Genomic DNA, 12,225 nt, shown 5'->3' with positions numbered 1-12,225 from the left:
GTTACAAAGCTTAGTAGTCGAATAAATATGATGATCATACTATGTCCCTTAATTTCATTAGTATTTTATCTCGAGCGGTTTCTTTATATTTTCTACTCATTGGTATCTCAATAGAATTATTGTTATCTATTTTTAATATCAGGAAATTGCTCCCGATTTCTTTGATATATTTTACATTAACTATAAAAGATGCATGTACTTGAACAAAACAGTCATTAAGTTTAGATAGAATGGTAGTAGTAGACATATAAGAGACATAATCTTCATTTAACGTATGAATAAAAACTTGGCGACGACTTTTCTCGAAATAAACAAGCTCATTTATTTTAAGGCTATAAGATATTTTATTATAGGAGAAAATGAACCTCTCTTCTCTTACATCTAGGTATCTCGTTACTCTATCCAAAACTGGAAATAAGTTCTCTTTAGTTACAGGTTTGATTATGTAATCAAAGGTCTGTACCTTAAAGACGTCCTCCATATATTCTCTGTAATTAGTTAAAAATATAATAGGAACATTTAAATTGTTTTGGCGAATTATTTCGGCAAGATCAATACCTGTAGTATTAGGAAATTCAATATCTAAAATAAATAAATCAAATTCAGCTTTTTTCATATGCCTGATTAGCTTTTCAGGATAATAGAAAACATTGGATTCAAATAATTCTTGATTGTATTGTATTAACAATTCTTCTACTGCATCCGCCATTTGGGGTATGTCATCACAGATTGCTGTCTTAATCATAATTATCCCTCCAATTACAATTGTATTGCTTTCAACTCTTTTAAGCAATGTGATAAGAGTAAAGTCATTTTTGTGCCCCTGTTAGATGGACCGCGGAAAAAAAGGGCGAAGTGACGGAATGAATCGTCAGAGCGACGGAAAGAAGAGCCGAAGTGACGGAATGAATCGCCAAAGCGACGGATAGAACAGCCAAAGTCGTGGATAGAAACGTCAAAATCATGGATAGAAACGTCAAAATCATGGATAGAACAGCCAATCTCACGGATAGACTCACCTTAAGTCAAAAAAAATCGCCACATACGGCGATTTTTTTTATTGGAATTGAGAAAGACGTGAAAAGAAATTGGTAACGAAGTCTAAAAATATTTTTTCTGATGGAGCAATTTCGCGGTTTACAGGTGAAATAATACCGACTGTTCTTGGAATTGTAGGTGATACAATCGGTACTTTTACTGTGAAGCGGGCAGCCGAATCATATAATGAACTTTCTGGTAATAAGCTAACCCCAATGCCTGCAGCGACAAGACCTTTTAGTGCATCTAAGTCTTCACCCTCAGAGATGATGTTTGGTAAGAAGCCGGCAGCGCGACAGGCATCCATAGCTACTTTATGTAATATATAGCCATCTGGGAATAACACAAATAAATCATTACGTAAATCAGCAAGCTGAATACTTTCCCTTTTGGCTAATGGATGTTTTGCTGGCAGTAATGCAGCGATATTTTCGGTAAATAATATTGTTGAACGAATCGATTCGTCCTTCGGTGGAAGAGGGCCTAAAAAAGCTAAATTTAACTCGCGGTTTTTGACTGCATCGATTAAAAAACGATAGGAGCCTTGACGGAGCTGGAATTGCAAATCTGGATATTCACGCTTAAAGGCTGAAATAACAGTTGGCAATACATAGCTAGCCAAGCTCGTTGGAAAACCGATTTTTATCGTACCTTTAGCAGGATCTAAATATTCTTCAATTTGCTTTGCGGCAAAATCAATAGCTTTTAAAGCAGTAATGGTGTGCTCGAGAAATGTTTTTCCAATCGGTGTCAATTTAACATTGCGTCCTACACGTTCAAAAAGTGGTGTGCCTAATTCATTTTCTAAATTAGCAATTTGTCGGCTTATTGCAGATTGAGCAACATGAAGATGTTCGGCAGCTTCTGAAATGTGTTCCCGCTCAGCAACTTCAACAAAATAACGTAATTGACGTAACTCCACTAGATATTCACCTCTATTAATCGAAAAAATCGATTGATTATACCTCAATTATATACTATTTAAGATGAAAAATGATTGTAATTAAAAACGGATGTCTAAATCAATTAAGGCTCATCCATTACGCGTGGTTGATTTCCGTTCCGGCTGGGCGCTTTGTTGCTGTCGCTTCGCTTTCGCACAGTTAAAACATTGTTGCTGTCGCTTCGCTTTCGCGCAGAGCAGAGCTTCCTGGGGGCGTCCGATGAGCCGCTTGGGCCAACACGAAGTTGGTCACGAAGGCGTTATCACAGGACGTGATGTTCTTAGCCTTCGTTCCCCTAATTGCTCGCTGCAGGGTCTCGGGCCAACAGATGTTTTTTGCGCGAAAGCGAAGCGGCAGCAGCACCGATGTTGGTCACGAAGGCGTTATCACAGGATGTGATGCTCTTAGTCTTCGTTCCTCTATTGCTGATCCCCGAGGAGTCGCCCAGCCTCCACTCCAATCAACTTATTCGCATGACATACGTTTTAGCAAAATGTCATCCTTAACTTTCAATGATGGAGCAAAGTTTATTGGAAATTCAACTATCACCATAACGTGTGGTTGATTTCCGTTGCGGCACCGATGTTGGTCACGAAGGCGTTATTACAGGATGTGATGGTTTTAGCCTTCGTTCCTCTATTGCTAATCTCCAAGGAGTCGCCAGCCGGAACGAAGGTCAATCAATATAAATTGCACGTTTTAACAAATGTCATTGAGCAAAATAAAATACCTACTAGATTTCTTTCCCTTATTTGATTCCATTCTAATAAAAAAGGTTATAGTATTGATACTGTTCTTTCTGCATTTCTGTCACAAAACCGCTACAATTAGCGATTCCTGAGAGGTTTCCACTATGTAGCTAGATGAAATCCATTCTCAATTAGATTTATTTCATTGAAAATGAGGAAAGTTGATTCTCATTGTCAATAACGATTAGTAATAATCTGAAAATGCTTACAAACTCTTTATTTTTAAGGATTGTTTCAGAGAAAAATGAAAGTGATTGAAATGGTTTGCATAGAGAACGATTTTCAGTTAAGATTAGAATGATGATAATTAAGGAATGGTTCACCATTCACTGAACACACTATGGAGGTATTTTCATGTCAATTTTAGTTATTAAAGATCTTCACGTTGAAATCGACGGTAAAGAGATTTTAAAAGGCGTAAACCTTACGATCAATACAAATGAAATTCATGCAATCATGGGACCAAACGGAACGGGTAAATCAACACTAGCTTCTGCAATCATGGGTCATCCTAAATATGAAGTAACTTCTGGTACAGTTGAACTTGATGGCGAAAATGTACTTGAAATGGAAGTGGACGAGCGTGCTCAAGCAGGTTTATTCCTAGCTATGCAATATCCTTCTGAAATCGCTGGTGTAACAAATGCTGATTTCTTACGCTCAGCTATCAATGCACGCCGTGAAGAGGGCGATGAAATTTCTCTAATGAAATTTATCCGTGAATTAGATAAAAACATGGAATTCCTTGAAATGCATGAGGATATGGCACAACGTTATTTAAATGAAGGTTTCTCTGGCGGTGAAAAAAAACGTAACGAAATTCTTCAATTAATGATGATTAAACCTACTTTCGCAATTTTAGATGAAATTGACTCTGGTCTTGATATTGACGCACTTAAAGTTGTTTCAAAAGGAATCAATGCATTGCGTGGAGAAGGCTTCGGCTGCTTAATGATTACTCACTACCAACGCCTACTTAACTACATTACACCAGACCATGTACACGTAATGATGCAAGGCCGTGTTGTTAAATCAGGTGGCGAAGAATTAGCACAACGTTTAGAAGCGGAAGGCTATGACTGGATTAAAAAAGAATTAGGTATCGAAGAAGAAACTGAAGAACAAGAAGCATAAGAGGGAGGACGAACTAGCATGACAGTGGAACTTAACTTGCCTGTAACAGTACAGGACGTGCGCTCGTTCTCAGAAGCAAAGGGAGAACCGGCTTGGTTTACAGAGCTTCGCGCGGCAGCACTAGACAAAGCAACTGGTTTAGATATGCCAAAACCAGACAGAACAAATATTACAAAATGGGATTTCTTAAATTTCCCAACTCATACAGTTGACAGTGAAGGATTCGCTTCACTTGATGCATTACCAGAAGAAGCAAAAGGTTTAATTGATCTTGAGGCACAAGAAAACCTTTATGTTCAACGCAATAACACACCAGCTTTCATTAAAACATCACAAGAACTAGCTGATAAAGGTGTTATTTTTACAGATATTTTAACGGCAATTCGTGAACATGGTGACCTTGTTAAGAAGTATTTTATGACTGAAGCTGTAAAAGTGGATGAGCATAAATTAACAGCGCTTCATGCGGCACTTGTTAATGGTGGTGTGTTCGTATACGTACCTAAAAATGTAGTTATCGAACAGCCGCTTCAAGTAGTATTCTTAAACGATAACGCAGAAGCTTCATTATATAACCACGTGTTAGTTGTAGCTGAAGCAAATTCAGCTGTAACGTATGTTGAAACATATATTTCAACAGTTGAAGAGGCAAAAGGTCAAGCAAATATTATTGCAGAAGTAGTCGTTCAAGACAATGCGCAAGTTACTTACGGTGCGGTTGATGTACTTGCGAAAGGATATACTACTTATGTAAATCGTCGTGCAAGACTAGCTCGTGATGCGAAAGTAGATTGGGCGCTTGGCTTAATGAATGACTCAGATACGATTTCTGAAAACATTACACATTTAATCGGTGACGGTTCTCATGCTGATACAAAAACAGTCGTTGTTGGTCGCGGTGAACAAAAACTTAACTTCACTACTGAAGTTCGTCACTGGGGTAAGAACTCAAATGGTCATATCTTAAAGCATGGTGTAATGAAAGATGCGGCACAATCAATCTTTAACGGTATTGGCTACATCGAACACGGTGCAACAAAAGCGGATGCACAACAAGAATCACGTGTGTTAATGCTTTCTGAAAAAGCTCGTGGCGATGCAAACCCAATTCTATTAATCGATGAAGACGATGTAACAGCAGGACACGCAGCATCTGTTGGTCGAGTGGATCCACTACAACTTTACTACCTAATGAGTCGTGGTATCTCGAAAGCAGAAGCAGAGCGCCTTGTTATCCATGGATTCCTTGCGCCAGTTGTTACGCAATTACCAATCGAAGGCGTACAAAAGCAACTGACGGAGGTTATTGAAAGGAAAGTTCGCTAATGATGAATAAAGACATTAAAAGCTATTTCCCAATTTTAAATCAGGAAGTAAACGGTCATAAGCTTGTTTACCTTGATAGCGCAGCAACTTCTCAAAAACCTATTCAAGTGATTGAAGCGATGAAGCATTATTATGAATTCGATAATTCTAATGTTCACCGTGGTGTGCATACATTAGGTAATCGTGCTACTGACAAGTATGAGGGTGCACGTGAAAAGGTTCGTAATTTTATTAATGCTACTTCAACACAAGAAATTATTTTTACTCGCGGTACTACAACTGCTTTAAATACAGTAGCAGCAAGTTATGGTCGTGCTAATGTGGCTGATGGTGATGAAATTGTCATTACCCACATGGAGCACCACTCCAATATTATTCCTTGGCAACAACTAGCAAAGGAAAAAAATGCAACACTAAAATATATTGAGCTTGAAGCAGATGGCACACTTAACCTAGAAAAGGTTCGCGCAACAATTACACCTAAAACAAAGATTGTGTCGGTATCAATGGCGTCAAACGTCCTTGGAACGATTAACCCAATTAAAGAAATCGCTCAAATCGCGCATGCTAACGGTGCGGTAATGGTAGCTGATGCTGCACAAGCAGCACCACATATGAAAATCGATGTGCAGGATTTGGATGTAGATTTCTTAGGGTTCTCAGGTCATAAAATGTGCGGACCAACTGGAATAGGTGTACTATATGGTAAAAAGGAACACCTTGAAAAGATGGAGCCAATTGAATTTGGTGGCGAAATGATTGACTTTGTTGGACTTCATGAGTCGACGTGGAAAGAACTACCGTGGAAATTTGAAGGTGGAACTCCTATTATTGCAGGTGCAGTAGGTTTAGGAGCCGCTATTGATTTCTTAACTGAAATTGGGCTAGATAACATTGCGGAGCACGAGCATAAGCTTGCAGGCTACGCGATGGATCAGCTTGAAACAATTGACGGACTTAAAATTTTCGGCCCACGTGACCCGATGAAGCGTTGTGGCCTTGTAACGTTTAACCTAGACGATGTACATCCACATGATGTGGCAACGGTTCTTGATATGAACGGTATTGCTGTTCGTGCAGGACATCATTGCGCACAGCCACTAATGAAATGTCTTCAACAAGTAGCGACAGCGCGTGCAAGCTTCTATCTGTATAACACAGAGGAAGATATTGACCGCCTAGTTGCAGGGTTACGTTCTGCGAAGGAGTATTTTGGCGATGTCTTTTAATAATTTAGATCAACTATATCGTTCAGTCATTATGGATCACTATAAAAATCCTCGTAATAAAGGATCTATTGAAAACGATGCTGTAACGATTGATATGAACAATCCGACTTGTGGAGACCGTATTCACTTAACGCTTAAAGTGACTGACGGTATTGTCGAAGATGCGAAGTATGACGGTGAAGGCTGTTCAATTTCTATGTCTTCTGCTTCAATGATGACGCAGCTTATCAAAGGTAAAAAAATTGAGGAAGCTTTAGAGCTTGCTGATATTTTTTCTAAAATGATGATGGGTGAAGACTATAGCGATAAATATGACCTTGAGGATGTTGAGGCACTACAAGGTGTTTCTCAATTCCCTGCACGTATTAAATGTGCGACATTAGCTTGGAAAGCAATGGAAAAAGGTGTAAAACAATAAATGAATCCTAATTTTGAGTGAAAGCTACTATTTTGTGCTTTCACTCGAAGTAAGGGTATCGAGCATTAAACAAAATAACAATGATTCATGAACGGAGGAGAAACGATGGCTAAAAAAATGCCTGATATTGGCGATTACAAATACGGATTCCATGACAAGGACGTATCAATTTTCCGTTCAAAACGTGGTTTAACTGAAGAAATCGTCCGTGAAATTTCTAATATGAAACAAGAGCCAGAGTGGATGCTTGAATACCGCTTAAAAGCACTTGAAACTTTCTATACAAAACCAATGCCGCAATGGGGTGGCGACCTAGGAGATTTAGATTTTGATGAAATTACGTATTACGTAAAACCATCAGAAGCTACACGAAAATCTTGGGATGAAGTACCTGATGAAATTAAAGCTACTTTTGATAAATTAGGTATTCCAGAAGCAGAGCAAAAATACCTTGCGGGTGTATCTGCTCAGTACGAATCTGAGGTTGTTTATCACAACATGAAACAAGATCTTGAAGACCTTGGTATTGTGTTCAAAGATACGGACTCGGCTTTACGTGAAAACGAAGATATTTTCAAACAATACTGGGGCAAAGTGATTCCTTACACTGACAACAAATTCGCTGCACTAAACTCAGCTGTTTGGTCAGGTGGATCATTCATCTATGTACCACCAGGTGTAAAAGTGGAAACGCCATTACAAGCTTACTTCCGTATTAACTCTGAAAATATGGGTCAATTCGAACGTACGTTAATTATTGTAGATGAAGGCGCTCACGTACACTACGTTGAAGGTTGTACAGCTCCTGTTTATACGACAAACTCTTTACACTCAGCAGTAGTGGAAATTGTTGTACGTAAAGATGCATACTGCCGTTATACAACGATTCAAAACTGGGCAAACAACGTTTACAACCTAGTAACGAAACGTACAGTTGTTGAAGAAAACGGTACGATGGAGTGGATCGACGGTAACATCGGTTCTAAGTTAACAATGAAGTACCCAGCTTGTATCCTTAAAGGTGAAGGCGCTCGTGGTATGACATTATCCATCGCATTAGCAGGTAAAGGTCAACACCAACATGCAGGTGCGAAAATGATTCATATGGCACCAAACACATCTTCAACAATCGTTTCTAAATCGATTGCCAAACAAGGTGGTAAGGTAACGTATATGGGGCAAGTTCGTTTCGGCCCTAAAGCAAGTGGTGCACGTGCTAACATCGAATGTGATACGTTAATCATGGACAACCAATCTACTTCAGATACAATTCCATACAACGAAATCTTAAATGATAATGTTTCTTTAGAGCATGAAGCGAAAGTTTCAAAAGTATCAGAGGAACAATTATTCTACTTAATGTCTCGTGGTATTTCTGAAGAAGAAGCGACAGAAATGATCGTAATGGGCTTCATCGAGCCATTCACAAAAGAATTACCAATGGAATACGCTGTAGAAATGAACCGTCTTATCAAGTTTGAGATGGAAGGTTCAATCGGATAATAAAAACTACCGATTTGATTCTATGTTAGAGTGAAGGGGACGAACTTTCTAAGTTCGTCTCCTTTTTTGATCTTTAAGGTAAGTACTTAATGCTATTTTGGCCGTTCGAAGGGGCGGGATAAAGTTGAGAAAAAACGGTTGGAAAATCATTAGGAACATTAAAAGCTAGAAACGTTTCGTACATAGAAATATTGTCTAGCTCTTTCTGACGCCTAGCCATATATGCTATTTTATTGTCTTCTAAGTTTGTTACGATTAACTGCGACTCATCATTAGGTAACGGTACCCAATTACGTTCAAAAAGTGGTGATAAAGCATTTATATGCCCTAATGTATTAGTAAAATAGTTAAAGTTTCCGAGAAAATTATTAAAAATTGATTGAGTTAAGTTTTCACCGAACATTGGAGGGGATGTAAATGTAGAAGGATGTAATGTATTTTGATGATCGTAATTTTGAGTTTGCTTATTTATAGGTGTTACATCAGGGCCCTTTTGAAAAAAAAACAAAAACCATACAGCGTGAGTTTGCTCGTCTGCTGCTGCACGTCGAAATCTATCTTTAATCATTGGATCATTTGCTTTATCTGCTATATCTAAATAAGAATCAACGGTTTCTTGTTCATCTTTAAAAGCAAATTCGATTCCTGCCTTATAGTTGTCGGGGCATTCCTCGATTATTTGGTAAGACGGCTTTCTTCCTGTTAAATTTGTATAAATTTTGCTAAATTCCTCGAGATGACTTTGTTCATCCTTTTGTATCTCAAGTATTCTATTCTTTTCATCCTCAGTAGTCGCCATTTTGGCTAATTTTTCATAACAAACAATAGCACTATACTCACCATTAATTGCCTTCTGTATATCATTTATTAGTTGTGTATCATTGATGGGTTGAAAATTACCATTATACTGTGGAGCATAATGATAATAGTATGGATTTGGATACATGATTGTCCTCCTTTACCTTTAATCATCAACATATCTTATGCTTTGTGTATAGGTAATTGTGCAAAGTCATTTCTTGTGTTGCCTAGGTTGGGTGTTAATTCAACAAGACTTAGTATCTAAATAAAAAGGAGCATCGTTAACTAAGAGAACAAATAAATTAAATTTCGTTGAAAATGTATATGACTGGATTTTTTTGTAATCCGTTTGCGACTGTAGAAACAAATTACTCGCTTGGGGTTTTAACTAATTGTTTTTTAGTATTTATAAAACATTCTTCAAGTAGTTCCTAATTTCTTCTTTTCATCGAACTACTAAAATTGGAGCATCTTTTAAAAATGCGCGCACCAGTGATAAACGTTGCTTTTCACCACCTGATAGAACCATCGAACAGACGGATAGAACATCATAAAGAAAGGGGGAGTCGCCGAAACGTTCGGGAAGCTTCATATTGTGCCTCCACTCCAACATTTGATGTAGAATCATCTTTTTTCTCTGTTTTTTCGCTTAGATAAATATGACAAATCATAACCTGCAAATAGAAAAAATCCTTCATTTATGGTACTATATACTAAATATTTTAAGCAAGAAAGAAGTGAGGAATCTGAATTACGGAAAAACGATGCTTGAAATTTATTCTAGCGCGGAAGAACTTAAACAGCTTCACAAAATAATTAGTGATTACAACTTACCTATTAGAAGTGAAGATACTTTTGAAAAACAAGCAGTGGAGGTTAGCGAATATTTAAAAGAACCTACTTTTATCGAAGCTCGGAATAAAAAACGATCTTTAAACATTATGTCAGGTGTTATTGCGTTACCAATCGTTGTCTTTATTGTTTATATGATTTTAGGAAAGTTAAAAATAATAGGTCGCGAGGATATCTTTAAAAATATACTTGATTGGTTCTTAGCGTATCCATGGGCCTTTATTCTATACGCTTTTATATTTGCTTCTATCGTAATTGCACATAAATTAATAGAAAAGAAAATGTATAATAAAATATATCCTAATTTAAAGTTGAAATTATTAGACCAATTAAATCAAAATATTGAAAAGTAGGTTTAACTGAGTTTCTTTCCGCTCATTTCTCTAACAGCAGTTCCTACCTGAGGAGCAATGAGATGGGTATGTCAAGCGCAGCAACGTACTAATCTAGAAATTCTAAGATAAATAAAAACACCTTTCGTTGGAAAACGGGTATTACACCTTATAAAACCAACGTGAAGGTGTTTTTTCTATGGGACAAGAGTGAGTAATGAAAATGGGTCCATAAATTGAATAAAGAGATAGTAACGACTTTGAATATCTTTCAGTAGTTCTATGCTGAGTAGGTAAATTCTACTTTTGAAATCTTGCAATACTTTTACTTCTCTCTACAGGAATGTCCCCAATTTCGCAACTCTTAGATGTACAATCTAGCGAACTTGCGAATGCAATAAAAAATGCTTTTGGAGTTAGTTAAAAATGCGGATTATTGGGAAAAGGAGCATGCAAGAAATAATAACGAATAAAATAATCAGAGTATATTTTGTTTTTTGATTATCTTTTGATGAATTAAAATCTATTATGTTGATTAATCAATGCCTCCTGTTGGACTTAGGGGGAAATGGAAGTGACCCTTTCTCCCATTCATTTAACACAGTAATGCCTTCTATATTTGATATTTGAGTTTAAACTGTTGAGGCTTCTTTTTATTATAAAGAATCGTCACCCATTGTCCTTCCTCAAAAAAAGCACGATTTTTCGTATATGTCCATACTTTGCTCGTGACAGTGATTGATTTATTTTGTAATGACGTAAATTGTACTGTCAACTTTACTCTACGCTTTGATTCTCCTTTTGCATATGTAATCTCATGGCCGACTGTTCGGTGTGAAAAATCACTTTCGATAATCTTTGCGTTCGTTTCAATCCATTCAATTTTTTGATACTTCAATGGTAATAGCCAAAGTATGACGAGAATGATTAGGAAGAAGATACCCAAACCAATAATAATGAACATTTGCATCCCCACTTATTTTCTTTTTTAAAATGTTAGAATATTAAGCCAAATAGTGCAACTTAAAAGCAGTAAAGCAAGAAGAAATTTTGCTAGAGAATGGCCTATATTATGCAGTAATTATAACGTTATATAGGTAGTATTTGTAGTCTGATTGTTTCGGTTATTGCCTAGTGCTCTTATATCTTTATGAGAAGAGAGAGTCCTGTAAACATGGCGGACCCTCTAATGAAAAGTGGACCAGCAAACAGTAGATGAATTTTTTCATGCTGTAATATATTTTTTATAAAATAGTTGACTTCTTTTTTTGTTGTAACTATAATGGTTACAGCTGGAGGTGATGAAGATTAAAATTAGCAGTCGTTTTACAATCGCTGTCCATATTTTATCAATCATCAAACAAAATCCATCGACCATTTGCACATCGGAATTTATGGCAGAAAGCGTAAATACAAATCCAGTAGTGATTAGGAAAATATTATCCTATCTTAAAAAGGCAGGTATCGTGCAAGTGCGCCGGGGGACAGGTGGAGCTTCTTTAGTCAAAGATTTAGATACTATCACTTTGCTAGAGGTTTTTCGTTCAGTAGAAGTTGTAGAAGAAGATCAGTTATTTCATCTACATGAAAATCCTAATCCTGATTGTCCTATAGGTGCCAATATACAGGCTGTGTTAGAGCTAATTTTAGTGCAAGCACAAGAAGCTATGGAACAAGTATTAGCCAATATTACTATGGAACACGTGATTACATCTTTAATCCATGAAATTCAACAATCACAATAAATGCATTCTTTTAACTTATTCCAGCGGATGTTTGGACACCCGCTGGAATAAGTTAATGCCTCCGGCGGAAGTCACGGAAATCGGACAGGAGTTCTTAAAGGATGTTAGCCTAAAATCATCGCATCCATGCGATAACGGCTAACTGACCTGCATC

General features: G+C 37.2%; 14 protein-coding genes. 9 read left to right on the top strand and 5 right to left on the bottom strand.

The genetic code is table 11. From position 1 onward, the window contains the following. Nucleotides 1–34: 34 nt before the first annotated feature. Nucleotides 35–745 (bottom strand): LytR/AlgR family response regulator transcription factor, encoded by a 711-nt coding sequence (locus ACFCYJ_RS16105; RefSeq protein ID WP_376074958.1) that lies wholly within the window; start codon nucleotides 743–745, stop codon nucleotides 35–37. A 312-nt stretch (nucleotides 746–1,057) separates the two neighbouring features. After that, nucleotides 1,058–1,960 carry a glutamate biosynthesis transcriptional regulator GltC gene (gene gltC, locus ACFCYJ_RS16100; protein ID WP_376074956.1) on the bottom strand — a complete coding sequence of 301 codons (903 nt, stop codon included), beginning with the start codon at nucleotides 1,958–1,960 and terminating at the stop codon, nucleotides 1,058–1,060. A 241-nt stretch (nucleotides 1,961–2,201) separates the two neighbouring features. Here gltC and ACFCYJ_RS16095 point away from each other — a divergent pair, with 241 nt between their 5' ends. The 7 genes from ACFCYJ_RS16095 to sufB all read left to right on the top strand — a co-directional run bounded on the left by ACFCYJ_RS16095 (nucleotide 2,202) and on the right by sufB (nucleotide 8,341). Continuing rightward, the gene (locus tag ACFCYJ_RS16095; RefSeq protein WP_376074954.1) at nucleotides 2,202–2,381 is read left to right on the top strand and encodes a hypothetical protein; all 180 of its coding nucleotides are present in this window, start codon (nucleotides 2,202–2,204) and stop codon (nucleotides 2,379–2,381) included. Between the two features lie 156 nt (nucleotides 2,382–2,537). Continuing rightward, nucleotides 2,538–2,738 carry a hypothetical protein gene (locus ACFCYJ_RS16090; RefSeq protein WP_376074953.1) on the top strand — a complete coding sequence of 67 codons (201 nt, stop codon included), beginning with the start codon at nucleotides 2,538–2,540 and terminating at the stop codon, nucleotides 2,736–2,738. A gap of 347 nt (nucleotides 2,739–3,085) precedes the next feature. Beyond that, a complete protein-coding gene (sufC, locus tag ACFCYJ_RS16085; RefSeq protein ID WP_376074951.1) occupies nucleotides 3,086–3,865 on the top strand; it encodes a Fe-S cluster assembly ATPase SufC in 780 nt (259 codons plus the stop codon). A gap of 18 nt (nucleotides 3,866–3,883) precedes the next feature. After that, nucleotides 3,884–5,191, top strand: coding sequence for a Fe-S cluster assembly protein SufD (gene sufD / locus ACFCYJ_RS16080; protein ID WP_376074949.1), 1,308 nt, complete (start codon nucleotides 3,884–3,886; stop codon nucleotides 5,189–5,191). Then, nucleotides 5,191–6,420, top strand: coding sequence for a cysteine desulfurase (locus tag ACFCYJ_RS16075; RefSeq protein WP_376074948.1), 1,230 nt, complete (start codon nucleotides 5,191–5,193; stop codon nucleotides 6,418–6,420). The genes sufD and ACFCYJ_RS16075 overlap by 1 nt, the downstream gene beginning before the upstream one ends. Then, nucleotides 6,410–6,838, top strand: coding sequence for a Fe-S cluster assembly sulfur transfer protein SufU (gene sufU, locus ACFCYJ_RS16070; protein ID WP_376074946.1), 429 nt, complete (start codon nucleotides 6,410–6,412; stop codon nucleotides 6,836–6,838). The genes ACFCYJ_RS16075 and sufU overlap by 11 nt, the downstream gene beginning before the upstream one ends. 105 nt (nucleotides 6,839–6,943) lie before the next feature. Continuing rightward, complete coding sequence (gene sufB / locus ACFCYJ_RS16065; protein ID WP_376074944.1) at nucleotides 6,944–8,341, top strand: Fe-S cluster assembly protein SufB; 1,398 nt, start codon at nucleotides 6,944–6,946, stop codon at nucleotides 8,339–8,341. Nucleotides 8,342–8,414: 73 nt separating this feature from the next. Here sufB and ACFCYJ_RS16060 read toward each other — a convergent pair whose 3' ends face one another. Next, nucleotides 8,415–9,287, bottom strand: coding sequence for a ferritin family protein (locus tag ACFCYJ_RS16060; RefSeq protein WP_376074943.1), 873 nt, complete (start codon nucleotides 9,285–9,287; stop codon nucleotides 8,415–8,417). Between the two features lie 300 nt (nucleotides 9,288–9,587). Beyond that, nucleotides 9,588–9,734 carry a P-loop NTPase family protein gene (locus ACFCYJ_RS16055; protein ID WP_376074941.1) on the bottom strand — a complete coding sequence of 49 codons (147 nt, stop codon included), beginning with the start codon at nucleotides 9,732–9,734 and terminating at the stop codon, nucleotides 9,588–9,590. A 67-nt stretch (nucleotides 9,735–9,801) separates the two neighbouring features. Here ACFCYJ_RS16055 and ACFCYJ_RS16050 point away from each other — a divergent pair, with 67 nt between their 5' ends. After that, on the top strand, nucleotides 9,802–10,347 hold the full coding sequence (locus ACFCYJ_RS16050) for a DUF6097 family protein (protein ID WP_376074940.1): 546 nt from the start codon (nucleotides 9,802–9,804) through the stop codon (nucleotides 10,345–10,347). A 592-nt stretch (nucleotides 10,348–10,939) separates the two neighbouring features. On the opposite strand, the gene ACFCYJ_RS16045 is transcribed toward ACFCYJ_RS16050, so the two are convergent. After that, the gene (locus tag ACFCYJ_RS16045; RefSeq protein ID WP_376074938.1) at nucleotides 10,940–11,290 is read right to left on the bottom strand and encodes a DUF3592 domain-containing protein; all 351 of its coding nucleotides are present in this window, start codon (nucleotides 11,288–11,290) and stop codon (nucleotides 10,940–10,942) included. Nucleotides 11,291–11,633: 343 nt separating this feature from the next. On the opposite strand from ACFCYJ_RS16045, the gene ACFCYJ_RS16040 reads away from it, so the two are divergent. Continuing rightward, nucleotides 11,634–12,071 carry an Rrf2 family transcriptional regulator gene (locus ACFCYJ_RS16040; protein WP_376074966.1) on the top strand — a complete coding sequence of 146 codons (438 nt, stop codon included), beginning with the start codon at nucleotides 11,634–11,636 and terminating at the stop codon, nucleotides 12,069–12,071. The last annotated feature ends 154 nt before the right edge of the window (nucleotides 12,072–12,225 follow it).

Source organism: Lysinibacillus sp. NPDC056232, assembly GCF_042267565.1.
GTDB lineage: Bacteria > Bacillota > Bacilli > Bacillales_A > Planococcaceae > Lysinibacillus.
This window is presented reverse-complemented; position numbering and strand designations above follow the sequence as displayed.